The 25,717-nt window shown below is 68.4% G+C and carries 23 protein-coding genes; 2 read left to right on the forward strand and 21 right to left on the reverse strand.

Annotated features, from left to right (window positions below):
- Nucleotides 1-21: 21 nt before the first annotated feature.
- The 17 genes from EV645_RS09630 to EV645_RS09710 all read right to left on the reverse strand — a co-directional run bounded on the left by EV645_RS09630 (nt 22) and on the right by EV645_RS09710 (nt 18,769).
- Complete coding sequence (locus EV645_RS09630; RefSeq protein WP_130441808.1) at nt 22-1,044, reverse strand: polyprenyl synthetase family protein; 1,023 nt, start codon at nt 1,042-1,044, stop codon at nt 22-24.
- Nucleotides 1,041-2,621, reverse strand: a complete 1,581-nt coding sequence (nuoN, locus tag EV645_RS09635; RefSeq protein ID WP_130443679.1) for an NADH-quinone oxidoreductase subunit NuoN — start codon at nt 2,619-2,621, stop codon at nt 1,041-1,043. Before nuoN ends, EV645_RS09630 begins: the two co-directional genes overlap by 4 nt.
- Before the next feature lie 5 nt (nt 2,622-2,626).
- Complete coding sequence (locus EV645_RS09640) at nt 2,627-4,150, reverse strand: NADH-quinone oxidoreductase subunit M (RefSeq protein ID WP_130441810.1); 1,524 nt, start codon at nt 4,148-4,150, stop codon at nt 2,627-2,629.
- Nucleotides 4,147-6,018, reverse strand: coding sequence for an NADH-quinone oxidoreductase subunit L (nuoL, locus tag EV645_RS09645; RefSeq protein WP_130441812.1), 1,872 nt, complete (start codon nt 6,016-6,018; stop codon nt 4,147-4,149). The genes EV645_RS09640 and nuoL overlap by 4 nt, the downstream gene beginning before the upstream one ends.
- Nucleotides 6,019-6,029: 11 nt before the next feature.
- A complete protein-coding gene (gene nuoK, locus EV645_RS09650; RefSeq protein WP_130441814.1) occupies nt 6,030-6,329 on the reverse strand; it encodes an NADH-quinone oxidoreductase subunit NuoK in 300 nt (99 codons plus the stop codon).
- A complete protein-coding gene (locus EV645_RS09655) occupies nt 6,326-7,126 on the reverse strand; it encodes an NADH-quinone oxidoreductase subunit J (protein ID WP_130441816.1) in 801 nt (266 codons plus the stop codon). The genes nuoK and EV645_RS09655 overlap by 4 nt, the downstream gene beginning before the upstream one ends.
- Entirely contained in the window at nt 7,123-7,671 is a 549-nt protein-coding gene (gene nuoI / locus EV645_RS09660) for an NADH-quinone oxidoreductase subunit NuoI (protein ID WP_130441818.1), read from the reverse strand. The genes EV645_RS09655 and nuoI overlap by 4 nt, the downstream gene beginning before the upstream one ends.
- Nucleotides 7,664-8,989, reverse strand: coding sequence for an NADH-quinone oxidoreductase subunit NuoH (gene nuoH, locus EV645_RS09665; protein ID WP_130441820.1), 1,326 nt, complete (start codon nt 8,987-8,989; stop codon nt 7,664-7,666). The genes nuoI and nuoH overlap by 8 nt, the downstream gene beginning before the upstream one ends.
- Nucleotides 8,990-9,062: 73 nt before the next feature.
- Nucleotides 9,063-11,501 (reverse strand): NADH-quinone oxidoreductase subunit G, encoded by a 2,439-nt coding sequence (locus EV645_RS09670; RefSeq protein ID WP_130441822.1) that lies wholly within the window; start codon nt 11,499-11,501, stop codon nt 9,063-9,065.
- The gene (gene nuoF, locus EV645_RS09675) at nt 11,498-12,808 is read right to left on the reverse strand and encodes an NADH-quinone oxidoreductase subunit NuoF (protein ID WP_130441823.1); all 1,311 of its coding nucleotides are present in this window, start codon (nt 12,806-12,808) and stop codon (nt 11,498-11,500) included. Before nuoF ends, EV645_RS09670 begins: the two co-directional genes overlap by 4 nt.
- A gap of 2 nt (nt 12,809-12,810) precedes the next feature.
- Nucleotides 12,811-13,539: an NADH-quinone oxidoreductase subunit NuoE gene (nuoE, locus tag EV645_RS09680; RefSeq protein ID WP_130441825.1), complete on the reverse strand. Its 729-nt coding sequence runs from the start codon at nt 13,537-13,539 to the stop codon at nt 12,811-12,813.
- Nucleotides 13,540-14,877: an NADH-quinone oxidoreductase subunit D gene (locus EV645_RS09685; protein WP_130441827.1), complete on the reverse strand. Its 1,338-nt coding sequence runs from the start codon at nt 14,875-14,877 to the stop codon at nt 13,540-13,542.
- Nucleotides 14,877-15,584 (reverse strand): NADH-quinone oxidoreductase subunit C, encoded by a 708-nt coding sequence (locus EV645_RS09690; RefSeq protein WP_130441829.1) that lies wholly within the window; start codon nt 15,582-15,584, stop codon nt 14,877-14,879. The genes EV645_RS09685 and EV645_RS09690 overlap by 1 nt, the downstream gene beginning before the upstream one ends.
- Complete coding sequence (locus tag EV645_RS09695) at nt 15,581-16,135, reverse strand: NuoB/complex I 20 kDa subunit family protein (RefSeq protein ID WP_130441831.1); 555 nt, start codon at nt 16,133-16,135, stop codon at nt 15,581-15,583. Before EV645_RS09695 ends, EV645_RS09690 begins: the two co-directional genes overlap by 4 nt.
- A gap of 1 nt (nt 16,136) precedes the next feature.
- Nucleotides 16,137-16,496 carry an NADH-quinone oxidoreductase subunit A gene (locus EV645_RS09700; RefSeq protein ID WP_130441833.1) on the reverse strand — a complete coding sequence of 120 codons (360 nt, stop codon included), beginning with the start codon at nt 16,494-16,496 and terminating at the stop codon, nt 16,137-16,139.
- Nucleotides 16,497-16,603: 107 nt separating this feature from the next.
- Entirely contained in the window at nt 16,604-17,917 is a 1,314-nt protein-coding gene (locus EV645_RS09705) for a geranylgeranyl reductase family protein (protein WP_130441835.1), read from the reverse strand.
- 153 nt (nt 17,918-18,070) lie between these two features.
- Nucleotides 18,071-18,769 (reverse strand): demethylmenaquinone methyltransferase, encoded by a 699-nt coding sequence (locus tag EV645_RS09710; protein ID WP_130441837.1) that lies wholly within the window; start codon nt 18,767-18,769, stop codon nt 18,071-18,073.
- A gap of 129 nt (nt 18,770-18,898) precedes the next feature.
- Here EV645_RS09710 and EV645_RS09715 point away from each other — a divergent pair, with 129 nt between their 5' ends.
- Both EV645_RS09715 and EV645_RS09720 read left to right on the forward strand, forming a co-directional pair.
- Nucleotides 18,899-20,161 (forward strand): isochorismate synthase, encoded by a 1,263-nt coding sequence (locus tag EV645_RS09715; RefSeq protein WP_130441839.1) that lies wholly within the window; start codon nt 18,899-18,901, stop codon nt 20,159-20,161.
- Between the two features lie 3 nt (nt 20,162-20,164).
- Complete coding sequence (locus EV645_RS09720) at nt 20,165-20,782, forward strand: MBL fold metallo-hydrolase (protein WP_130441840.1); 618 nt, start codon at nt 20,165-20,167, stop codon at nt 20,780-20,782.
- Here EV645_RS09720 and EV645_RS09725 read toward each other — a convergent pair.
- The 4 genes from EV645_RS09725 to EV645_RS09740 are packed head-to-tail and all read right to left on the reverse strand — an operon-like array spanning nt 20,740 to nt 25,605.
- Nucleotides 20,740-21,879 (reverse strand): hypothetical protein, encoded by a 1,140-nt coding sequence (locus EV645_RS09725; protein ID WP_130441842.1) that lies wholly within the window; start codon nt 21,877-21,879, stop codon nt 20,740-20,742. The two genes, EV645_RS09720 and EV645_RS09725, sit on opposite strands and share 43 nt — an antisense overlap.
- Complete coding sequence (locus EV645_RS09730; RefSeq protein WP_130441844.1) at nt 21,876-24,125, reverse strand: xanthine dehydrogenase family protein molybdopterin-binding subunit; 2,250 nt, start codon at nt 24,123-24,125, stop codon at nt 21,876-21,878. Before EV645_RS09730 ends, EV645_RS09725 begins: the two co-directional genes overlap by 4 nt.
- Nucleotides 24,122-25,114: an FAD binding domain-containing protein gene (locus EV645_RS09735; RefSeq protein WP_130441846.1), complete on the reverse strand. Its 993-nt coding sequence runs from the start codon at nt 25,112-25,114 to the stop codon at nt 24,122-24,124. Before EV645_RS09735 ends, EV645_RS09730 begins: the two co-directional genes overlap by 4 nt.
- The gene (locus EV645_RS09740) at nt 25,111-25,605 is read right to left on the reverse strand and encodes a (2Fe-2S)-binding protein (protein ID WP_130441848.1); all 495 of its coding nucleotides are present in this window, start codon (nt 25,603-25,605) and stop codon (nt 25,111-25,113) included. Before EV645_RS09740 ends, EV645_RS09735 begins: the two co-directional genes overlap by 4 nt.
- Nucleotides 25,606-25,717: the final 112 nt, after the last annotated feature.

The following is a 25,717-nucleotide window of genomic DNA, read 5'->3' on the forward strand; positions in this document are numbered from 1 at the left end:
TCTTCTTCTTGAAGGGACGGATCAGACGGAGCGGGTGGCTACCAGGTCGCAGAGGGTGTCGAGGGCTTCTCGGCCGGGGCCTTCGGGGAGGGTGCTGAGGAGCTTGCGGGCGTCGGCCGCGCGGCGGCGTACGTCGTCCTCGGCTTGCTGGAAGGACGGGTGGGAGCGGAGGAGGTCCAGCGTCTCGGACAACCGTTCGTCGTCGGAGAGGTCGGAGTCCAGGAGCTCCAGCAGGCGGACGTCCTTGGGATCGGTGGGATCCGCCTGGGCGCGGAAGATCAGCACCGGGAGCGTCGGCACGCCCTCGCGGAGATCCGTGCCGGGAGTCTTGCCTGACTGGTCGGACTCCGAGGCGATGTCGAGCAGGTCGTCGGCGAGCTGGAAGGCGACGCCGATCTCCTCGCCGAACGCGCGCAAGGACTCCTGCACCTCCTCCGAGGCACCGGCGTACCGGGCACCGAAGAGGGCGGACGTCGCGATCAGCGAACCGGTCTTGTCGGCGACCACCGACAGGTAGTGCTTCAACGGGTCCTGGCCTTCGCCGACACCCATCGTCTCGCGGATCTGGCCCTCGACCAGCCGGCCGAAGGTCCGGGCCTGGATCCGGACCGCCTCCGGCCCGAGGTCCGCGACCAGGTCCGACGCGCGGGCGAACAGCCAGTCGCCGGACAGGATCGCGACCGAGTTGTCCCACCGCGCGTTCGCGGTGGACGAGCCGCGACGCAGCGCCGCCTCGTCCATCACGTCGTCGTGGTGCAGCGTCGCGACGTGCGTGAGCTCGACGACGACCGCCGCCTTCACTACCTCGTCGGAGGCGACATCAGCGCCGAACTCGGCCCCGAGCAGCACCAGCAGCGGCCGGAACCGCTTGCCGCCGGCAACCATCACGTGCTGGGCGGCCGCAGTGACGAACGGCGCCTCGGACTGGGTCGCGTCGAGCAAGGCCTGCTCGACCCGTTCCAGCCCAGCACGAACCCGGGACTCGAGCGCCGCATCGGCGAACTCGAATCCCAGGCTCTCGGCCGGCAGCGGGGTCGGACTCAACGGATGAACTCACCAGCTCGGGCCGCCAGGTCGAGCACCGGTCCGGGAACCAGACCGAGAACCACCGTGGCAGCAAGACCCAGCGCGACCGCCGAAGTGGTCTGCCAACCCGGCAGCGCCACGTCCGGTGCGTCGGCCGGCAGGTCGGAGAAGAACATCAGCACGATCACGCGGACGTAGAAGAACGCGGCGACCAGGCTCGACAGTACGGCGACGACGACCAGCGGCCACGCGCCGCCCGTCCACGCCGCGCTGAAGACCGCCCACTTGCCGGTGAAGCCCGCGGTCAGCGGGATGCCGGCGAACGACAGCAGGAAGAACGCGAAGATGCCGGCCAACAGCGGCGACTTCTTGCCCAGGCCCGCCCAGCGGGACAGGTGCGTCGCCTCACCGCCGGCGTCGCGCACCAGCGTGACGACGGCGAACGCGCCGATGGTCGGGAAGCCGTACGAGACCAGGTAGAACAGCACCGCCTGGGTCGAGGTGATCCCGTTGTGTACGCCGCTGCCCGCCTGCGCGAGGCCGACGAACGCGGTCAGCAGGAAGCCTGCGTGCGCGATCGACGAGTACGCGAGCATCCGCTTCACATCGGTCTGGGTGATCGCGACGATCGAACCGACCACCATGGTGAGGATCGCGACGATCCACATCATCGGCGCCCAGTCCCAGCGCGTGCCGCCGAGGGCCACGTAGAAGACCCGCATCAGCCCGACGAACGCGGCGATCTTGGTGCAGGCCGCCATGAAGCCGGTGACCGGCGTCGGGGCGCCCTGGTACACGTCCGGCGTCCAGGAGTGGAACGGCACGGCGCCGACCTTGAACAGCAGGCCGACACCCACCAGGCCGGTCCCGGCCAGCAGGATCGTGTCGCCGCCGGTCTGGGTGGACAGCGCGTCCGAGATCCCGCCGAGCGACATCGTGCCGGCGTACCCGTAGAGCAGCGCGATCCCGAACAGCAGGAACGCCGACGAGAACGCACCGAGCAGGAAGTACTTCATCGCGGCTTCCTGCGAGATCAGCCGGCGACGGCGCGCCAGGCCGCAGAGCAGGTACAGCGGCAGCGAGAAGACCTCGAGCGCTACGAACAGCACCAGCAGGTCGTTCGACGAGGCGAACAGCATCATGCCGCCGACCGCGAACAGGGTCAGCGGAAAGATCTCGGTGTGCTCGATGCGAGCCGCCGTCCCCTCCCGCTCGGCCTCGGAGCCCGGTACGGCGGCCGCCTGGCCGGCGAACGCGGACAGGCCGCCGTCGATCGAACGCTCGGCGAACAGCAGCACACTGATCAGCGTCAGGGCCAGCAGGATGAGCCAGGTGAACAGCGCGGGGCCGTCGACCGAGATCGCACCCTGCGCGGCGATCAGCTCCTTCTTGTCGTTCATCAGGATGCCGGTCAGGACCCCGGACACGACCACGGCGACCACCGTGATCGCCAGCTGCACCAGGTGCCGCATGGGCCGCGGCAGGAACGCCTCGACCAGGACGCCGACGCACGCCGCACCGAAGACGACGAGCAGCGGCATCAGCTCGTTGTACTCGATCTTCGGCGCCGTGAAGTCCGCCAGCGGCAGCAACATCGCGCTCACTTCTGTCCCTCCGTCACGGGGATCTGCGGTGCCTTGTCGGTCACGCCGACCCGCTGCATGGTCGATTCGACCGCGGGCTTGATGATGTCGACCACCGGCTTCGGGAAGATGCCCAGGCCGATGATCAGGATCACGAGCGGCGCGATCGCGAGCAGCTCACGCGGGTTCAGGTCTTTCAGTTTCTCGATCCCGTCGCGGACCGGACCGGTCATCGTGCGTTGGTACATCAGCAGGATGTACAGCGCGGCCAGCACGATACCGAGGACGGCGATCACCGCGATCACCTTGTGCCGGCTGAAGGTCCCGGCCAGCACCATGAACTCGGAGATGAACGGCGACAGGCCGGGCAGCGCCAGGCTGGAGAGGCCGGCGAACAGGAACGTACCGGCGAGCACCGGCGCCACCTTCTCGACCCCGCCGTAGTCGGCTATCCGTGCGGACCCGCGCCGGGAGATCAGGTACCCGGCGACCAGGAACAGTGCCGCGGTGGAGAGACCGTGGTTGAACATGTACAGCGTCGACCCGGTCAGGCCCTGCGACGTCAGCGCGAAGATACCCATCACGATGAAGCCGAAGTGCGAGATCGAGGTGTACGCGATCAGTCGCTTGATATCGGTCTGCCCGATCGCCAGCAGCGCGCCGTACAGCACCGAGATCAGCGCCAGCACCATCACGACCGGGGTGGCCCACTGGGACGCGTTCGGGAACAGGCCCAGGCAGAACCGGATCATCCCGAAGGTGCCGATCTTGTCCAGGATGCCGACCAGGAGCACCGACGTACCCGGCGTCGCCTCACCGGCCGCGTCCGGCAGCCAGGTGTGGAACGGCACCATCGGCGCCTTCACCGCGAACGCGAACATGAAGCCGAGGAACAGCCAGCGCTCGGTGTTCTGGCTCATGTCCAGCTTCACCATGTCGCTCAGCAGGTACGACGGAGCGCCGTGCTTGGCCGAGACGACGTACAGGCCGACGACCGAGGCCAGCATGAGCAGACCGCCGAGCAGCGAGTACAGCAGGAACTTGACCGCGGCGTAGGAACGCTGCGGACCGCCGAAGCCGCCGATCAGGAAGTACATCGGGATCAGCGTGGCCTCGAACAGCACGTAGAAGAGGAACACGTCGGTGGCGGCGAACACGCCGATCGACAGAGCCTCCAGGCCGAGGATCCAGGCGAAGAAGGACTTCTCCGACCAGCGGCCGTTCTGTGCGTCGTTCCAGGACGCGATGATCACGATCGGCGACAGCAGCGCGGTCAGCACCACCAGCACCACGCCGACACCGTCGAGGCCGAGCGCGTAGTGCGCGCCGAAGGCCTTGATCCAGGTGTACGTCTCGGCGTAGTCCTCGGCGCCGTTGCGGTGGTAGCCGATCGCGACGATCGCGGTCAGCACCAGCGTGACGAGCGAGAACCCGAGCGCGACCTGCTTGGCCAGCAGGCCTTTCGCCTTGGGCACCAGCATCGTCGCGATGGCCCCGACGAACGGCAGGAGCAATAACAGGGTCAGCCAACCGATGTTCACGACAACCTCACCGCGAGGAGGGCGACGACCACGAATGCGGCGCCGAAGACCATGCTGAGTGCGTACGAACGGACGAAGCCCGTCTGGACCCGGCGGAGCCGGCCGGACAGTCCGCCGAACAGTGCGGCCAGGCCGTTGACCAGGCCGTCGACGCCCCGGTTGTCGAGCCAGACCAGGGTCCGGGTCAGGTACTGGCCCGGACGCATGAAGAGAGCCTCGTTCAGCGCGTCGCCGTACAGGTCACGCCGCGCGAAGGTGGTGACCGGCGAGACCCGGACGGGCGCTGTGCGCGGGATGTCCCGGCGGAAGAGCATGACTCCGACGCCCGCGCCGACAAGTACCACCGCGAGGATGATCAGGCTCATCGCCACGTCGCTGATCGGCAGCTCGGCTTCCTCGAACCCGGTCACCGGGGTCAGCCACTTCACGATCCAGTGACCGACGAAGTACAGCGCCCCGCCGACGAGCGAGAGGATCGCCAGCACGACCAGCGCACCGGTCATCACCTTCGGGGACTCGTGCGGATGTACGTCCTCCTCCCAGCGCTTCTCGCCGAAGAAGGTCATCATCATCAGCCGGGTCATGTAGAACGCGGTGATCCCGGCGCCGAGAAGCGCGCACAGACCGACCACCGTGTTGTCCGCGAACGCGACCTCGATGATCTTGTCCTTGCTGAAGAAGCCGGAGAACGGCGGGATGCCCAGGATCGCCAGGTAGCCGAAGGCGAAGGTGACGTAGGTGATCCGCAGGTACTTGCGCAGGGCACCGTAGCGCCGCATGTTCACGTCGTCGTTCATGCCGTGCATGACCGATCCGGCGCCGAGGAACATGTTGGCCTTGAAGAAGCCGTGCGTGAGCAGGTGGAAGATCGCGAACACGTACCCGACTGGGCCGAGGCCGGCGGCCAGCATCATGTAGCCGATCTGGCTCATCGTCGAACCGGCCAGCGCCTTCTTGATGTCGTCCTTGGCGCAACCGATGATCGCACCGGCGAGCGCGGTGACCGTACCGACGATCACCACCGCGGTGGACGCCGCGTCGGACTGCTCGAAGATCGCGTGCGAGCGGACCACCAGGTAGACACCCGCGGTGACCATGGTCGCCGCGTGGATCAGCGCCGACACCGGGGTCGGGCCTTCCATCGCGTCCAGCAGCCACGACTGCAGCGGCACCTGCGCGGACTTACCGCAGGCCGCCAGCAGCAGCATCAGGCCGAGCAGCGTGGCCCAGGTCTTCGACAGGTGCTCGGCGCCGGCGTTCACGGTGGCGAAGGCCGACGAGCCGAACAGCGCCCACATGCTCATCACCGCGAGCGAGAGGCCGATGTCACCGACCCGGTTCACGACGAACGCCTTCTTCGCGGCGACCGCTGCCGACGTCTTGTACTGCCAGAAGCCGATCAGCAGGTACGACGCCAGACCGACGCCCTCCCAGCCGACGAAGACCAGCAGGTAGTCGGCGGCCAGCACCAGCAGCAGCATCGAGGCGATGAACAGGTTCAGGTACCCGAAGAACCGCCGCCGGCGCTCGTCGTGCTCCATGTAGCCGATCGAGTAGATGTGGATCAGCGAACCCACACCGGTGATCAGCAGCACGAACAGGATCGACAGCGGGTCGATCAGCAGTGAGAACTCCACCTTGATCTGACCGACCGAGAACCACTCGAACAGCCGGACCGTCTCGGCCCGGTTGTCGCTGGGCTTGGCCTGCATCTGGATGAACAGGACGACGCCGAAAGCGAAGGAGATCAGCGGCGCCAGCGTGCCCAGCAGGTGACCCCATGCGTTGGTGGCCTTGCCACCGAGCAGCAGGATCGCCGCGGACACCGCCGGTACCGCGACCAGCAGCCACGTCAGCTCATGACTCATCGGTGCTTACCTCAGTACTTGAGCAGGTTGGCGTCGTCGACCGAGGCCGAGCGACGGGTGCGGAAGATGGCCATGATGATCGCCAGCCCGATCACGACCTCGGCCGCGGCCACCACCATCACGAAGAAGGCAGCGATCTGACCGTCGAGGTTGCCGTGCTGACGGGCGAAGCTGACGAACGCGAGGTTGGTCGCGTTCAGCATCAGTTCGACGCACATGAAGACGACGATCGCGTTCCGGCGTACCAGCACGCCGAGCGCGCCGATACTGAAAAGGATCGCCGCGAGCACGATGTACGGCTCGGTGCTCATTTCTTCGCCCCTTCGTCGTAGTCGTCGCCCGCGTCGAGCTTGCGGACCTCGTCGACGTCCGCGCGCTCCTCGGTTTCGGGGAACACGGTGCCACGTGCCTGGAGTACGCGCGAAACCGAGGTCGGTGCGATCGACCCGTCCGGCAGCAGCGCCGGCGTGTCGACGGCGTTGTGCCGGGCCAGTACGCCAGGAGTCGGCAGCGGACCCGGGTGGATGCCCTGCTCGGCGTACTTGCGGATCCGCTCCTCGGCGTGGTCGCGCTGCGTCTTCTTCTTGGTCAGCCGCTCGCGGTGGGCCAGCATCATCGCGCCCATCGCCGCGGTGATCAGCAGCGCGGAGGTGACCTCGAACGCCCAGACGTACTTGCCGAACAGCAGCGCGGCGATCGCCTTCGGGTTCCCGTCCGGCTGCGCGTCGCCCAGCCCGGTCGGGTGCCCGAACGTCGCGTTGCCGACCGCGGCGAGCAGCAGGACGCCGAACGCGATGAACGCGATCGAGGCCAGCAGCCGCTGACCGCGGATCGTCTCCACCAGCGAGTCGGACGCGTCGACGCCGACCAGCATCAGCACGAACAGGAACAGCATCAGGATCGCGCCGGTGTAGACGATGATCTGTACGGCGAACAGGAACGGCGCGTCCTGCGCGGCGTACTGCACCGCGAGGCAGATCATCACGGTCGCGAGCAGCAGCGCCGAGTGCACCGCCTTGCGGACCAGCACCATGCCGATCGCGGCCAGGATCATCACCGGGGCCAGCATCCAGAACGCGACCTGCGGTCCGGTAACCAGGCTGATCACTTCGCGTCACTCCCCTCGGCCGGTACGGCGGCACCGGTCAGACCGAGGTAGTAGTCCTTCTCGGTCGCGCCGAGCTGCATGTCGTGCGGCGGCTCCTGCATCCCCGGGAGCAGCGGCGCCAGCAGGTCCTTCTTCTCGTAGATGAGGGACTCGCGGCTGGTGTCGGCCAGCTCGTACTCGTTGGTCATCGTGAGTGCCCGGGTCGGGCAGGCCTCGATGCACAGACCGCAGAGGATGCAGCGCAGGTAGTTGATCTGGTAGACGCGCCCGTACCGCTCACCGGGCGACATCCGGCCGCCCTCGGTGTTGTCGGCGCCCTCGACGTAGATCGCGTCCGCGGGGCAGGCCCACGCGCACAGCTCACAGCCGATGCACTTCTCCAGCCCGTCCGGCCAGCGGTTCAGCTGGTGCCGGCCGTGGAAGCGCGGTGCGGTCGGCTTCTTCTCGAACGGGTACTGCTCGGTGAACACCTTCCGGAACATCGTCCGGAAGGTGACCCCGAACCCGGCTACCGGGTCCCAGAGGGACTCTTTGACACTAGCCACGGCTGCCTTCCTTGCTCCGGATGTCAGTCTCGCTTCGGCCCGCCGTGCCGGCGAGCGGTGGGGGGACCGGGAAGCCGCCGGCGAAGGCGTCGAACTCCTTGCCGTCGGCAACCTCAGGCTTGTCTTCGTCCTTCGGCTTCTGCGGGACGAACATGCTCACGACCGCGATCACCAGCACCACGGCGGCCGCGACCAGCAGCGTCGTCCGGCTGAAGTTGGTCTCCCGGCCGACCGCGCGAACGGTGGCGACCAGCAAGATCCAGGCCAGCGAGATCGGGATCAGGATCTTCCAGCCGAGCTTCATGAACTGGTCGTAGCGCAGCCGCGGCAGCGTTCCGCGCAGCCAGATGTAGAAGAAGATGAAGCCCATCAGCTTGCCCATGAACCACAGCACCGGCCAGTAGCCGGAGTTCGCGCCGTCCCAGAGCGAGATCGGCCACGGGGCCCGCCAGCCGCCCAGGAACAGTGTGGTGGCCAGTGCGGACACGGTCGCCATGTTGATGTACTCCGCCAGGAAGAACATCGCGTACTTGATCGAGGAGTACTCGGTCAGGAAGCCGGCCACCAGCTCGCCCTCGGCCTCGGGCAGGTCGAACGGCGCCCGGTTGGTCTCGCCGACCATCGAGATCACGTAGATCACGAACGACGGGAACAACAAGAACGCGTACCACCCGGGCAGCGGGATCGCCGCCCCGAACCAGTGCACGGTCTGGTGCGACTGCGCCGCCACGATCTCCGAGGTGGACATCGAGCCGGCGAACAGGAACACGGTCACCAGGGCCAGGCCCATGCCGACCTCGTAGGAGATCATCTGCGCGCTGGACCGCAGGCCGCCGAGCAGCGAGTAGGTCGAGTTCGACGACCAGCCGCCGAGCACGATGCCGTAGATGCCGATCGAGGCGACCGCCATCACGTACAGCACCGAGACCGGCAGGTCGGTCAGCTGCAGCCGGGTGTAGGTGTCGGTCCAGGGGATCCTCACCGTCGGCCCGAACGGAATCACCGCGAAGGTCAGGAAGGCCGGTACGGCGACGATCGCGGGCGCCAGGACGAAGACGAGCCGGTCGACGCCCTTCGGCATCAGGTCTTCCTTGAGCATCAGCTTGACGCCGTCGGCCAGCGACTGCAGCAGACCGAAGGGTCCGTGCACGTTCGGCCCGATCCGGTGCTGCATCCGGGCCACGACCCGGCGCTCCCACCAGATGTTGAACAGCGTCAGCACCACGAGGAAGACGAAGATGAAGAGAACCTTGATGAGGATGACCCACCAAGGATCGTGCCCGACCCCCGCATCCGGCACGGCAAGTGGGATTGTCATGCGCGTCCTCGCTTCGCTCCGGGCGCGCATGACAATCTTGTGCTGCGCCTGATGATGAACTCGCTGCGCTCGTTCATGAGTTCCCTCCGGCGATCGTCACGATCGAGCCATGGTCTGCGTGCAATGACCGGCGGACGTGGGAGTCGGCCGAGTTCGTCGGCAGCCAGACCACGTTGTCGGTCATCGGGGTGATCACGACCGGCAGCCGGATGCTTCCGGCGTCGGTGCTCACCACCAGCTCGTCACCGTCGGCGACACCGACCCGGCGCGCGGTGGTGAGCGAGACCCGCGCGACCGGCGTACGGGCGGTCGCGGTCAGGTGCGGCTCACCGTCGCAGGCCCGGCTGTCGTCGATCAGCATCCGCCAAGTCGCGAGCCGGGTGGAGTCGAACGCACCGAGCGCCGGAGCGGCCTGGTACGTCGGCTCCTGCGCGCGGTCGCCGTCCCAGCGGCCGAGCTCGTCGAACTCGCGCTTGGCGGCTTCCGGCGTACCGAACCCGATCGAGCGGCCCATCTCCTGCGCCAGCGCGGCCAGCGCGCGGACGTCCGGCATCGCGGTCTGCACCTTGAGCACGACCGGGAACGACCGCTCGCGGCCCTCCCAGTTCACGAAGGTGCCGGACTTCTCCACCGGCGGTACGACGGGGAAAACCACGTCGGCGTACTCGGTCACCTGGGAGTTGCGGACCTCGAAGCTGACCACGAACGGCGCCGCCTCGAGCGCGGCCAGCGCCGCGGCCGGGTCGGGCAGGTCGTCGATCTCGACACCCGCGACCACCAGCGCCTGCAGCGATCCGGCGGCGGCGAGGATCTCGGTCAGGTCCTTGCCGGTCTCACCCGGCAGGTGGTCCACGCCCCACGCGGCCTGCAGGTCGACCCGCGCCTGCGGGTCGCTCACCAGCCGGCCACCGGGCAGCAGACCCGGCAGGCATCCGGCCTCGAGCGCGCTCCGGTCACCCGCACGGCGCGGGATCCAGGCCAGCTGCGCACCCGTGTCGAGCGCCAGCCGCAGTGCGGCCGAGTACCCGCCCGGGACGCTCGCCAGCCGCTCGCCGACGACGATGATCGAGTCCGCGCCGAGCGCGGCCCGGGCAGCTGCCCCGGCCTCACCGGCGTTGCCGAGATCACCGAGTACGGCGGCCTCGGTGCCCGGCGACGTCAGTACGGCGACGCCGTCCAGCTTCTCGATGCCTCGCGAGCGGTGCGCCGCGACCGTGAACACCTTGGTCCCGTGCGCCCGGACGCCCTTGCGGACCCGGAGGAAGACCGACGGGGCCTCCTCCTCGGGCTCGAACCCGGCGAACAGTACGGAGCCGGCGTTCTCCAGGTCGGTGAACGTCGTACCCAGGCCGGTGCCGGCCACCGCGGCGGCGAGGAAGTCCGCCTCCTCCGCGGAGTGCGGCCGGGCCCGGAAGTCGATGTCGTTGCTGCCGAGTGCGACCCGCGCGAACTTCGAGTACGCGTAGGCGTCCTCGAGGGTCAGCCGGCCGCCGGTCAGCACCGCCGCGTTGCCGCGGGCCGCGTTCAGCTTCTCGGCCGCGAAGGTCAGCGCCTCGGGCCAGGACGCGGGCCGCAGCTCGCCGTCCTCGCGGATCATCGGGTGGGTCAGCCGGTCGCCGGTGTTCGCGTACTGGAACGCGAACCGGTCCTTGTCGGAGATCCACTCCTCGTTGACCTGCGGGTCGTCGCCGGCCAGCCGGCGCATCACCTTGCCACGCCGGTAGTCGATCCGGATCGCCGCACCGGACGCGTCGTGCTCGGCCACCGACGGCACCGACACCAGGTCGAACGGCCGCGAGCGGAAGCGGTACGCCGCACTCGTCAGCGCACCGACCGGGCAGATCTGGATCGTGTTGCCGGAGAAGTAGCTCTCGAAGGGCTCCTTCTCGTAGATGCCGACCTGCTGCAGCGCGCCGCGCTCGATCAACGCGATGAACGGGTCACCGGCGATCTGCTCGGAGAACCGGGTGCAGCGCGCGCAGAGGATGCAGCGCTCGCGGTCCAGCAGCACCTCGGCCGAGATGTTGATCGGCTTCGGGTAGGTCCGCTTGATCCCGTGCGACTCATGGAACCGGGACTCGCCGCCGCCGTTGGACATCGCCTGGTTCTGCAGCGGGCACTCGCCGCCCTTGTCGCAGACCGGGCAGTCCAGCGGGTGGTTGATCAGCAGGAACTCCATGTTCCCGTGCTGTGCCTTGTCGGCCACCGGCGAGCTCACCTGGGTGCGGATCACCATGCCGTCGGCCACCGTCAGCGTGCAGGACGCCTGCGGCTTGGGCATACCCCGGCCGTTACCGGCGTCGGTGACCTCGACCAGGCACTGCCGGCAGGCGCCGACCGGGTCGAGCAGCGGGTGGTCGCAGAACCGCGGGATCTGGATCCCGATCTGCTCGGCGGCCCGGATCGCCAGGCTGTTCTTCGGAACCTTGACCTCGATGTCGTCGATGGTCACGGTGACCAGGTCGGTCCGCTCCACCTCCGACCCGGCCGGCGGGTTCGCTTGGATCGTCATGCGCTAGCTCCAGCGGTCGCGAAGACAGTGCTTGCCATCGGGTCGAACGGGCAGCCGCCGTTCTCGAAGTGCGCCAGGTACTCGTCCTTGAAGTACTTGATCGAGCTGGTGATCGGAGCGGTCGCACCGTCGGCCAGCGCGCAGAACGAGCGGCCGGTGATGTTCTCGCACAGGTCCAGCAGCGTGACCAGGTCTTCCTCGGTGCCCTTACCGTGCTCGAGGCGCTCGAGGATCTGCACCAGCCACCAGGTGCCTTCCCGGCACGGCGTGCACTTGCCGCAGGACTCGTGCTTGTAGAACTCGGTCCACCGCAGTACGGCGCGGACCGCGCACACCGAGTCGTCGAAGATCTGCAGGGCCTTGGTGCCGAGCATCGAGCCGACCGACCCGACGCCCTCGTAGTCCAGCGGTACGTCGAGGTGCTCGCCGGTCAGCAGCGGCGTGGACGAACCGCCCGGCGTCCAGAACTTCAGCGTGTGGCCCTCGCGGACCCCGCCGGCCAGGTCGATCAGCTCGCGCAGCGTGATGCCCATCGGGGCCTCGTACTGGCCCGGGCGGGTGACGTGCCCGGACAGCGAGTACAGCGTCATGCCCTTGGACTTCTCGGTGCCCATCGAGCCGAACCAGTCCGCGCCGTTCTTGATGATGGCGGGAACCGACGCGATCGATTCCACGTTGTTGATAACAGTGGGGCAGCCGTACAAGCCCGCGACCGCGGGGAACGGAGGACGCAGACGGGGTTGACCGCGACGTCCTTCGAGCGAGTCCAGCAGTGCCGTCTCCTCGCCGCAGATGTAGGCGCCGGCGCCGGCGTGCACGACCACGTCGAGGTCGTAGCCGGTGCCGAGGATGTTCTGGCCGATGAGGCCCGCGTCCTTGGCCTCCTGCACGGCCTGCTGCAGCCGGCGGATCACGTGCAGCACTTCACCGCGCACGTAGATGAAGGCGGCCGAGGCGCGGATCGCGTAGGACGCGATGATGACGCCCTCGACCAGCGTGTGCGGCGAGGCCATCATCAGCGGGATGTCCTTGCAGGTGCCCGGCTCGGACTCGTCCGCGTTCACCACGAGGTACTTCGGCTTCGGGTTGTCCTGCGGGATGAACGACCACTTCATCCCGGTCGGGAAGCCCGCGCCGCCACGGCCGCGCAGACCGGAGTCCTTGACGGCGGCAACGACATCGGCCGGCTGCATACCGAGCACCGTACGAAGTGCGTCGTACCCGCCGGAGCGCTGGTACGACGCCAACTGCCAGGACCTGATCTGGTCCCAGTTGTCGGACAGCACCGGGGTCAGCGTGTCAGCCATGGTCAGCCCTCCCTCTGGGTGTCGGCGTTGGAGGAGCCGCCGGGAGCGGTCCAGTTCCGTTCGCGGGCGAGCCGGAGACCGGCCAGCGTGGCCTTGCCGCCGGTCGGGCCCTCGTCGGCGCGGCCGTCGGAGAACCCGGCCAGCACCCGCTCGGCCTCGCGCCAGGTGCAGATCGTGGCGCCGCGCGGGGACTTGACCTCGGTGCCCTCGCGCAGGTCGTCGACCAACTGGGTAGCCGTCTCCGGCGTCATGTCGTCGAAGAACTCCCAGTTCACCGTCATCACCGGCGCATAGTCGCAGGCGGCATTGCACTCGATGTGCTCGAGGGTGATCTTGCCGTCCTCGGTGGTCTCGTCGTTGCCGACGTCGAGGTGCTGCTTGAGCCGGTCGAAGATCAGGTCGCCGCCCATCACCGCGCACAGCGTGTTCGTGCAGACGCCGACGTGGTAGTCGCCGACCGGACGGCGCTTGTACATCGTGTAGAAGGTCGCCACCGCCGACACCTCGGCGCCGGTCAGCCCGAGCAGCTCGGCGCAGATCTCGATGCCTTCCGGGGTGACCCGGCCCTCGACCGACTGCACCAGGTGCAGCATCGGCAGCAGCGCCGACTGGGCCTGCGGGTACCGCGCCATGATCTCGCGCATCTCCGCGATGGTGGCGTCGGTGATCTTCGAGTCGCCGGTGCTGTAAGGCACCGGCACGTCGGTAGCAGTCGCGTGGTTCTCGGCCATTTAGCGGTCCACTCCACCCATCACCGGGTCAAGGCTGGCGACGGCGACGATCACGTCGGCGACCTGGCCGCCCTCGCACATGATCGGCATCGCCTGCAGGTTTGCGAAGGACGGGTCACGGAAGTGCACCCGGTACGGCTTGGTGCCGCCGTCGGAGACGACGTGCGCGCCGAGCTCGCCGCGCGGCGACTCGATCGCCACGTACGCCTGGCCGGCCGGGACCCGGAAGCCCTCGGTGACCAGCTTGAAGTGGTGGATCAGCGCTTCCATCGACTCGCCCATGATGTGCTTGATGTGGTCGAGCGAGTTGCCCATCCCGTCGGCGCCGACGGCCAGCTGGCTCGGCCAGCCGATCTTCTTGTCGGCCACCATCACCGGCTGGCCTTCCATCTTCTCCAGCCGGTCGGCGCACTGCTCGACGATCTTCAGCGACTCGTGCATCTCCTGCAGCCGGACGCGGAACCGGCCGTACGAGTCCGAGCTGTCCCAGGTCGGTACGTCGAAGTCGTACGTCTCGTAACCGCAGTACGGCTGGGACTTGCGCAGGTCCAGCGCGTAGCCGGTCGAGCGCACCGGCGGGCCGGAGATCCCGAGCGCCATGCAGCCGGCCAGATCGAGGTAGCCGACGTTCTGCAGCCGGGCCTTGAAGATCGGGTTGGCGTTGCAGAGCTCGGCGTACTCCTTGAGGTGCTTGTTCATCCAGGTGATGTACTCGCGGATCTTGTCCAGCGCACCAGGCGGCAGGTCCTGCGCGACACCGCCCGGCCGGATGAACGCATGGTTCATCCGCAGGCCGGTGATCAGCTCGAACAGGTCCAGCGTCTTCTCACGCTCGCGGAAGCCGATCGTCATCACGGTCAGCGCGCCGATCTCCATACCGCCGGTGGCGATGCAGACCAGGTGGCTGCTGATCCGGTTGAGCTCCATCAGGAGCACCCGCATCACGTTGGCCTTGTCCGGGATCTGGTCCTCGATCCCGAGCAGCCGCTCGACCGCGAGGCAGTACGCCGCCTCGTTGTAGAACGGCGAGAGGTAGTCCATCCGGGTGACGAACGTGACGCCCTGCACCCAGGAGCGGAACTCCATGTTCTTCTCGATACCGGTGTGCAGGTAGCCGATTCCGCAGCGGGCCTCGGTCACCGACTCGCCCTCGAGCTCGAGGATCAGCCGGAGCACGCCGTGCGTGGACGGGTGCTGCGGGCCCATGTTGACGACGACGTGCTCTTCCGGCTCGTCACCGAGACCGGAGACGACCGAGTCCCAGTCCTGACCGGTGACGGTGAAGACCTTGCCCTCGGTGGTGTCCCGAGTCGTCGCGTAGGGATCTGTAGCGGTCATTAGTTGTACGACCTCCGCGTGTCGGGCGGCGGGATGACGGCGCCCTTGTACTCGACGTCGATGCCGCCGAGCGGGTAGTCCTTGCGTTGCGGGTGGCCCGGCCAGTCGTCGGGCATCTGGATCCGGGTCAGCGCCGGGTGTCCGTCGAAGACGATGCCGAAGAAGTCCCAGGTCTCCCGCTCGTGCCAGTCGTTGGCCGGGTAGACCGCGACGATCGACGGGATGTGCGGGTCGCCGTCGGGCGCCGACACCTCCAGCCGGATCCGGCGGTTGTGGGTGATCGACAGGAAGTGGTAGACGGCGTGCAGCTCGCGGCCGGTCTCCTCGGGGTAGTGCACCCCGCTGACACCGGAGCAGAACTCGAACCGCAGCGCCTCGTCGTCGCGCAGGTGCTGGCAGACCTCGACCAGCTTCTCCCGCTTGATGTGCAGGGTCAGCTCGCCGCGGTCGACCACGACCTTCTCGATCGCGCCCTCGCCGACCAGCCCTTCCAGGCGGTCGGTGGCGCCGTCGAACCACGAGCCGTACGGCTTCGGCGTACTGCCGGGAAGCGCGACCTGGCGCTTGAGCCGGCCGAAGCCGGAGGTGTCACCAGTACCCCGGACGCCGAACATGCCCTCGCGCTGCTCGATGACCTCGGCCTGCGGCGTCTGCGCGTCGCCGGCCGCGGACGTCGCCGGCAGGTTCTCGGGTTGCGTGTCGCTCACCGGAGCAGACCCTTCATCTCGATCGTCGGCGCGGCGACCAGGGCCGCGGCCTCCTGCTCGGTCTGCAGCGCCTTCTTGTGCGCGCCGAGCTTCATGTGCTGGATCTGGTCGTGGATCTTCAGGAACGCGTCCAGCAGCATCTCCGGCCGCGGCGGGCAGCCGGGCAGGTACATGTCGACCGGTACGACGTGGTCCACGCCCTGGACGACCGCGTAGTTGTTGAACATGCCGCCCGACGACGCGCACACACCCATGGCCAGCACCCACTTCGGGCCGGGCATCTGGTCGTAGATCTGGCGCAGTACCGGGGCCATCTTCTGGCTCACCCGGCCGGCCACGATCATCAGGTCGGCCTGCCGCGGCGACGCGCGGAAGACCTCCATGCCGAACCGGGCGGCGTCGTAGCGCGGCGCGCCGGTCGTCATCATCTCGATCGCGCAGCACGCCAGCCCGAAGGTTGCCGGCCACAACGACGCCTTGCGCATATAGCCCAGCAGGCCTTCGACCGTGCTCAGCAGTACGCCGGCCGGAAGCTGTTCTTCAAGACCCATGTCAGTCCCACTCCAGTCCGCCACGACGCCATACGTAGGAGTACGCGATGAAGACGGTGACGATGAAAATGACCATCTCGATCAGCCCGAACAGCGCCATCTGGTCGAAGGCGACGGCCCAGGGGTAGAGGAAGACGATCTCGATGTCGAAAACGATGAACAGCATCGCGGTGATGTAGTACTTCACCGGGAAGCGCCCACCGCCGACCGGCTGTGGGGTCGGCTCGATGCCGCACTCGTAGGAGTCCAGCTTGGCCCGGTTGTAGCGCTTCGGGCCGACCAGCGCGCTCACGGTGATGCTGCCTGCGACGAAGAGCGCCGCGAGCACACCAAGAGCGAGAATCGGTGTGTAGGGGTGCATCGCTGGGTGCTCCCTCCTTCAGCCGGTTGATTCAGTCGATCGGGTCAGCCCAGTTACCAGGACTGTGTTATCAGTACCGCTGTGGCTCGGCTCACTCGCCCCGCCGGTCAGGCCGTCGGTGCGAGCTTCGTGAGACCGTTGATGATCTTGTCCATCACGTCCCCGTCACGCGGGTCGGTGAGGTTCGCGAGCAACTTCAAGGTGAACTTCATCAGCGTGGTGCGCGGCAGACCGTACTTCGTGCACAGCCGCATCACCTCCGGATTTCCGATCAGCTTCACGAAGATCCGGCCGAGCGTGTAGTAGCCGCCGTACTCCTGCTTCAGCGCCTTCGGGTACGCCGTCAGCGCGCGCTCGCGCTGGTTCGGCTGCCGGCGCAGGGCCTGGGCGGCGACCTCGGCGGCGAACGCCCCGGACTCCATCGCGTACGGGATGCCCTCGCCGTTGAACGGGTTGACCATGCCGCCGGCGTCGCCGAGCAGCATCAGGCCGCGGGTGTAGTGCGGCTGCCGGTTGAAGCCCATCGGCAGGGCCGCGCCGCGGATCGGGATGGTCTGGAACTCGTCGCGGAACTGCCACTCGTCCGGCGTGACCTTCAGCCACTGCTTCAGCAGGTCGGCGTAGTCGACCTTGCCGAACGCGTCGGAGGTGTTCAGGATGCCGAGGCCGACGTTGACCGTGCCGTCGCCCATCCCGAAGATCCAGCCGTACCCGGGCAGGAGCACCTTGCCGCCGGGCTGCTTCGGGTCGTCGGCCCACAGCTCCAGCCAGGACTCGAGGTAGTCGTCGTGCGTGCGCGGGCTGGTGAAGTACGTCCGGACCGCGACACCCATCGGCCGGTCGTCGCGCTTGTGGATGCCCATCCCGATGCTCAGCCGGGACGAGTTGCCGTCGGCCGCCATCACCAGTGGCGCCCGGAACTCGAGGTCGGCGCCGGCCCGGCGGCCGTTGTCGTCGACCGGCTTCGCGGTGACGCCGACGATGAAGCCGCGGTCGTCGAGGATCGGGGCGCTCACGTTGGTCCGCTCACGCAGCCGCGCCCCGGCCTTCACGGCCTGCCGGGCGAGCATGTCGTCGAAGTCCATCCGGTTGCGGGTCAGGCCGTAGTTCGGGTGGCTGGCCAGATCCGGCCAGTCCAGCTGCAACTGATGCCCGGCGCCCTGGATCCGCAGACCGTAGTTGCGGATCCAGCCGGCCTCTTCGGAGATGTCGATGCCCATGTTGATCAGCTGCTTGGTGCCGCGCGGGGTGAGCCCGTCACCGCACACCTTCTCCCGCGGGAACGCGGTCTTCTCCAGCAGCAGTACGTCGAGTCCGGCGTTCGCCAGGTGGTACGCCGCCGCTGATCCGGCGGGCCCGGCACCGACGACGATCACATCGGCGGTCTCCACCTGCTGCGCGCTCGGCACGCTCTGGCTCATCTCGATTCCTGGCCTGGCTGAGGGGGCTGGTGCGCTCGTGAATCGCTTCACGAGCACTCGTCACCTGACAGTCTAGGACTGCCTGACACGGACACGAAACTCGCCCCAACCCCCTTGCCAGCAAGCAAATTACGCTTAAGTTCCGTTGCGTAATTAAACGGGCTTCACGCCTCTGTGGATCGCGACCAGACCACCGGTCAGGTTGCGCCATTGGACGTGGGTCCAGCCTGCTTGCTGGATGGTGCGGGCCAGGGGTTCCTGCGGGAGCCAGGCGCGGGTGGACTCGGCCAGGTACTCGTAGGCCTCGGGGTTGCTCGAGACCACCTTCGCGACGGCCGGTACGGCGCGCATCATGTACTCCAGGTACACGAACCGGAACGGCTTCCAGGTCGGGTGCGACTGCTCGAGTACGACGAGGCGCCCGCCGGGACGCGTCACCCGTAGCATCTCCTGCAGCGCGACCGTGACGTCGTTCACGTTCCGCAGCGCCCACGAGATCGTCACCACGTCGAACGTGTCGTCGGCGAACGGGAGCCGGAGCGCGTCGCCGGCGATCAGGTCGAGCTCGGGGTGGCGGCGCTTGCCGACCCGGAGCATGCCGACCGAGAAGTCGCACGACACCACCTCGGCGCCGGCCTCGCGCAGTTTGATGCTCGACGCACCGGTCCCGGCGGCCAGGTCGAGGATCTTCATCCCCTTCCGCGGCGCGATCTCGGTGAAGGTCTCCGGCCGCCAGTAGTACTTCTCCAGACCCATCGTCGCGACCGCGTTGGTCCGGTCGTAACCCTCGGCCACGTTGTCGAACATGGCCGCCACCGCATGCGGTTCTTTGCTCAGGTCTGCGCGCGTCACCTGTCTAGTTCATCACGGGTGAGGCGGTCCGCCGACGGGCAGGCATACGCTTGCATCTCGTGAGTACATCTCTTGGGAGCCGTCCGGCCGCCGCAACCCGGGGCCGCAGCACGCGCGAGGAGTGGTCCCGTGAGCTTGTCTGAGCCGGTTCGCAACCAGGCTCCGCGCCTGGTGATCCGCAGCCAGGTGGTCGACGATGTGTCCGCGCAACTGCTGGACCATCTGCCCGCCGAGGGCGGACTCGCGTGGGTCCGGCGGGGCGACGGCCACGTCGGCTGGGGCGTCGCCGCCCGGCTCGACGTTGCCGGTGGCAACCGCTTTCAGGACGCGATGCGCTGGTGGCAGGAGGTCACGTCCACGGCGGTGGTGCGCGACGACGTCGGCGTACCAGGGTCCGGACTGGTCTGCTTCGGATCGTTCGGCTTCACCGACCAGGACCCGAGTGTTCTGGTCATCCCCGAAATCATCGTCGGCCGCCGCGCCGGCACCACCTGGGTGACCACGGTGTCGCCGGCCAGCTCACTGGCCGCGCCTCCCGAGCTGGTCAAGCACGAGCCGTCACCGGTGTACGACGTAACGTTCGCGGACGGCGCCCGGACCGGGACCGCCTGGTCGAGCATCGTCGCCGAGGCCGTACGCCGGATCACCGCCGGCGAGCTCGACAAGGTGGTCCTCGCCCGCGACCTGATCGCGATCGCGGCGCAGCCGATCGATCTGCGCTGGCCGCTGCACCGGCTCGCGACGTCGTACCCGAACTGCTGGACGTTCTCCGTCGACGGTCTCATCGGCGCGACACCGGAGCTGCTCGTACGCCGGGAGAAGGGGCTGATCACGTCCCGCGTACTGGCCGGCACGATCCGCCGTACCGGAGACGACGCGCACGACCTCGCCTTGGCCGCGTCGCTGGCTCGGTCGTCGAAGGACCTCGAGGAGCACGAGTACGCCGTACGGTCGGTCGCCGAGGCGCTCGAGCCGCACTGCAAGTCGATGAACGTGCCGGAGACGCCGTTCGTCCTCCACCTGCCGAACGTGATGCACCTCGCGACCGACGTGGCGGGTGTCGCCAACAACGGCGCGTCCGCTCTGGGCCTGGCCGCCGCGCTGCATCCTTCTGCCGCGATCTGCGGTACGCCGACGCCTGTCGCGCGCGACCTCATCGGCGAGATCGAGGGCATGCACCGCGGCCGCTTCAGCGGACCGGTCGGGTGGATGGACGCGTCCGGTGACGGCGAGTGGTGCATCGCCCTCCGCTGCGGCCAGGCCGACCCGGACAACCCCCGCCGCATGCGCCTGTTCGCCGGCGCCGGGATCGTCGCCGGCTCCAACCCCAACGCCGAACTGGCCGAAACCAACGCCAAGCTGGTCCCGATGCGAGACGCCCTAGGAGACTGAGAAGTGAAGCTGACGAAGTTTGCGCATGCTTGTGTTCGGCTGGAGAAGGACGGGAAGGTTCTGCTGATCGATCCCGGATCGTTCAGTGAGGACGCCGCATTCGAGAAGGCGGACGCGATCCTCGTCACCCACGAGCATCAGGATCACCTGGACGTCGACCGGGTTGCCGCGCTCGACGTACCCGTGTACACGAACGCCGGTGTCGCCGCGCAGCTGACCGCACTCGGCGAGCGGGTGCATGTGGTCGAGGGCGGGCAGTCGTTCGAGGCCGCAGGCTTCTCGGTGAGTGCCTATGGCAAGGACCACGCGGTGATCCTGCCCGAGTGGGGCGTGCCCTGCGAGAACATCGGCTTCCTCGTCGACGACGCCGTGTACCACCCGGGCGACTCGTTCACGCAACCCGATCGCGCCGTACACACGAACCTGGTGCCGATCTCCGGCCCGTGGTTCGCACTCCCGCCGGCCGTCGACTATGCCCGCTCGATCAAGGCCCAGCAGACCGTCGGCATCCACGACGCCCTGCTCAGCCCGATCGGCCAGAGCATGTTCTCCCGCTTCCTCAACGCCGACGACCGCCCCTACCTCGGCCTCGCCCCGGGCGAGTCCACCGAGATCAACTGAAAGGGCCAGCGGCGCCCGATCGCAACATGCAGGATGGTGGAGACCGCGAGGGCGTTGAGGGTGGCGTGGCCGACCCATTCGTCCGCGGCGCTGTGCGTCAGCTGCATCGCGCCGGCGGTCGCCTGCAAGGCCACCGCTAATACGGCCGTCAACGCGAGCGTGACCACCAACGCGGCCGCGCGATTGCTGAGCCAGCCCTCGAACAGCATGCCGGACAACAGGCCGGCGGCGATGAAGCAGCCACTGAGCGCGGCGATGCGCGAAGGAGTCAGCTCCAGCAGTTCACGCAGTATGAGGTAGCTGACGATCCCGCCGCCGATCACCGTCACGTGGGCGATCGTGAGGCGAACCGCCCGACTCACGACAGTCACGAACGGCCACCCGCTCCAGACGACGTAACAGAGCACCTGCCAGGCGCCGATCAGGACCAGCACCGCGCCGAGTACGGCGCCTGGCACCGGCCCGTCCCGCGCGATCACATCCGAACCGGCCGGCGACTCCACCCGTACGACGGTCAGGTAGCCGGCGATCGCGATGGCCCAGGAGATCCCGAGCGCGATCGGACCGCCGACCAGCGGCGGGAGGCGCCGCAGCGGCCACCCCTCACCGACGAGCGTGATCTCGAGCATGAGGACGAACGCCAGGCCGGCCAGTGGCATGGTCGCGGGAAACGTCGGTACGTGGCCCGGACCGGGTGAGGCGTCGAAGAGAGCCACGGGATCCAGACGACCGGCAAGGGTCTGACCGACCGCGGTCAGGACGATCGCGCCCGCAACGATCAGCACGGTGTCGGCCCAGCCGGCCCAGCTACTGCGTAGCCGGGTACCGGGCCAGTCCTCCCACCAGAAGGCGACCATCACGACGAGCGGCAGCGAGAAGGTGACGACCGGTCCGAGGACACGGGCCGAACCGTTGCCTCCAGCACCTACCGCCAGCAGTACGGCGATCGGAACGACGAGCAGCAGGCCCAGCAGCCCGAGTGCGGGCTGCTGGGACGACCGCGAGACGGTACTGCGTGGTTGTGAGAGCGGCGGTCGTTCCGGCAACCGGGACCGGCCGGCGGGCAGCGCGGAGCCCGCCGGCCCGGTGTCGCTCATTGCCCGCCGGCTGCCGGATCCATCACGAGCTCCGGCGCCATCGGCAGGCTGCGGACCCGTCGGCCGGTCGCATGGAAGACCGCGTTCGCGATGGCGGCCGCCACACCGACCTGACCGATCTCGCCCACACCCTTGGCACCGAGCGGGCCGACCAGTTCGTCGTTCACATCGACGAAGTCCACGTGCACGTCGGGGGCGTCGGCGTTGACCGGGACGAGGTACTCCGCCAGGTTCGTCTCGGCCCAGCGGCCGTAACGAGGATCCATATGGTTGCCCTCGAGGAGCGCCTGACTCATCCCCCACAACATGCCGCCCATCAGCTGGCTGTGGGCCAGCAGCGGGTTGAGCACTCGCCCGGGCGCGAACGCGCCGTTCAGCCGGCGTACGCGGACGAGGCCGAGCTCCGGATCGACAGCGACCTCGGCGAACTGCGCCCCGAACGTGAGCAGCCCGTGCGGCGTGTCCAAGGGCGGCGGCCGCCACGTCCCGAGCGCCTCGGCGTCGGACATGTGATTGCGCGACAGCAGCTCCCGATACGTGTCGACCGCCCCCGGACGTTCGGCCGACGTCAGGTGTCCGTCCGCCACATTCACAGAGGCCGGTCCGGCTCCGTGCAGGGGCGACTTCTCGTCGCCGACGGCCAAGGCGATCAGCTGCTCGCGTAGCGCCGTACCGGCTGCGTGGACGGCGGAGCTGACCATGCCGGCACCGGCCGAGCCGACGGCCGCCGTACTGTTCGGCAGGTCGCTGTCGCCGGCCTGGAACTCCATGTCGCGCAGCGCCACGCCGAGGGCGTCGGCGCCGACCTGGGTGGCCATGGTGAGTACGCCGGTGCCGAACTCCTGCGTCGAGGTCTGCACGATCGCGCTGCCGTCGGCGAAGATCCGGGCCCGCGCCCGTTGCGGCGGCATGAAGAACGCGATCGGGTACGCCGCCGACGCCACCCCGGTGCCGATCAGCCACTCGCCGTCCTGGGTCGCCCGTGGAGCCGGGTTCCGTTCGGACCACCCGAACCTCTCGGCGCCGAGGCGAAGACACTCCATCAGCCCGTCGCTGGACCAGGGATTGCCGAACGGATCGACCGGCGTGTGGTTGCGCAGCCTCAGCTCGACCGGGTCGATCGCCAGCTGGTAGGCGAGCTCATCCATTGCCGTCTCGAGTGTGAACACGCCGAGGGACTCGCCGGGGCCGCGGGTGAACGTGGGCGTCATCGTGTTGCCCTTGATCAGCCGGTGGATGCCGAGGTAGTTCTGGCAGCCGTAGAGCTGCGACGAGACACCGGTGGCCGGCTCGGCCCAGTCGTCGAACGGCGAGGTGATCGACAACTTCTCGTGCCGGATCGCGGTCAGCCGCCCGTCCCGCGCGGCGCCGAGCGTGATCCGCTGCTCCTGCTCCTCACGGTGCCCGTTGGAGGTGAACATCTGCGGCCGGGTGAGCATCAGCTTCACCGGCCGGCCGATGTGCCGGGCGGCCATCGCGGTGAGCGTCACGTTCGGCCACACCATCGCCTTGGCGCCGAACCCACCGCCCACGAACCGGGTGATCACCCGGACGCGGGCGATCGGCAGACCGAGTAGGAGGGCCACGGTCTGCTGGGTGGCGCGGATGCCCTGGGTCGACTCGTACAGCGTCAGGTTGCCGCCGTCCCAGGTCGCCACCGTCGAGGGTGCCTCGATCGGATTGTGGTGGTTGGCCGCCATCTTGTACGCGACCTCGACCCGCACATCCGCTCCGGCCAGGCCGGCCTCGACATCGCCGCGCTCGCTGCGCGCCGGCATCAGGCCGCCGAAGAGCCGATCCGCTTCGTAGGCCTGGTCGCGGCCCTGCTCGATCGTCGTGACCGACCTGGTCGGTTGGTACGAGATCCGCACCAACGACGCCGCGTGGTGCGCCTGTTCGTACTCCTCCGCGATCACCAGCGCGACCGGCTGTCCGGCGTACTGGACAATGTCGTCCTGCATCGGGAAGAAGCTCTCGCCCGGAGCCGGGCCGCCGACCAGGGACGGCAACAGATGGGGCTCGGCCGCGATCTTCGGCAGATCTTCCGGGGTGAGTACGGCGAGCACGCCCTCGGCGGCCCGCGCCGCCTCGGCGTCGATCGCCGTCACCCGCCCGCTGGCGATCGTGGCCCCGACGACGGCCAGATAGGTCATCCCGGGCAGGCTGATCTCGGCGGAGTACCTCGCCGCGCCGGTGACCTTGGCCGGGCCGTCCACGCGCGTGACCGGCGTACCGACGGCATTCATGACTGGCTCCTGTTCAAGCTGTGGACGAGGCCCCGCACCATCGCCCGCTGGGCCAGCTCGACCTTGAACGCGTTGTGCTCCCGTACGACGGCTTCCGCCAGCTCGGCCGCGGCGGCGTGCCGGAACGACGTCTCGTTCGCCGGCCTTCCGACGAGTGCGGCCTCGGCCCGGCGCGCCCGCCAGGGCTTGGTACCGACACCGCCCATGGCGATCCGCACGCCCGTGACCAGGCTGTCGTCGACCTCGATCGCGGCGGCGACCGATACCAGGGCGAACTCGTACGACTGCCGATCGCGGAACTTGAGATAGATCGAGCCGCGGGCGATCGGCGCGCCGGGTACGTCGATCCCGACGATCAGCTCGCCCGGGGCGATCGGATGCTCGAGGTGCGGTGTGTCGCCCGGGAGCAGGAAGAAGTCGTCGAAGGGGATCGCGCGCTCGCCGTCCGGCCCGACCGTTCGGATGACGGCGTCGAACGCCGCCAAGGCCACGGCGACGTCGGACGGATGCGTGGCGATGCAGTGCTCACTGGTGCCGAGGATCGCGTGGCCGCGGTTGAACCCGTCGAGCGCGGCGCAGCCGGACCCCGGCTCGCGCTTGTTGCAGGGCGAGACGCCGTCGCGCAGGTAGGCACAGCGGGTGCGCTGGCGGAGGTTGCCTCCCATCGACGCCATGTTGCGCAGTTGCTCCGAGGCGCCCAGCAGCAAGGCCCGGGAGATCGCCGGGTAACGCTCGACGACACTCGGCGTACGCGCGACGTCGCTCATGCGGGCGAGGGCACCGATCCGTAAACCGCCGTCGGGCTGGTCCTCGACTTCGCGCAGCGGGAGCTCGTTGATGTCCACGAGGTGCTCGGATTGGGAGATTCCGGCCCGGATCAGGTCCACCTCGGTGGTGCCGCCCGCGAGGAATGCGCTCGCCGGGTTCGCGGTCGCCAGCGCGATCGCGTGCTGGACATCGCCTGCCCGGCTGTAGGTCAAGGGCCTCATGACCTTCCTCCCGCTGCGTCGCGGACGTGCCGGATGGCCGCCCGGATGTTCGGATAGGCCGCACACCGGCAGATATTGCCGCTCATGAACTCGCCGATGTCCTCGTCGGTGCCGGCATTGCCCTCTTCGATCACCTTGACCGCGGACATGATCTGGCCGGACGTGCAGTAACCGCACTGGAACGCGTCGTACTCGATGAACGCTCGTTGCATCGGATGCAGCTGGTCGCCGTCGGCGAGGCCTTCGATCGTGACGATCTCGTGCCCCGAGGCAGCGGCCGCCAGCGTCAGGCAGGCGAGCACCCGGCGGCCGTCGATCCACACCGTGCACGACCCGCACGTCCCCTGGTCGCACCCCTTCTTGCTACCGGTCAGATCGAGGTGCTCACGCAACGCGTCGAGCAGACTGACGCGCGGCTCGAGTACGACGACGTGCCGGCGGCCGTTGATCTGGAGCGGCACCTCGGTCGTTGCTGCTTCGACAGTGGTCATGGCGCGATGTACCTCCGCTGCTGGTTCGTCGTCCGAAGCCTTCCGCGTCGTCCCGCCCTTCGTATCCGGGAGTCCCGGGGTTCGATCACCGGGCCGGGGTCATGGTCCCGGA

The organism is Kribbella rubisoli (assembly GCF_004217145.1).
Taxonomy (GTDB): domain Bacteria; phylum Actinomycetota; class Actinomycetes; order Propionibacteriales; family Kribbellaceae; genus Kribbella; species Kribbella rubisoli.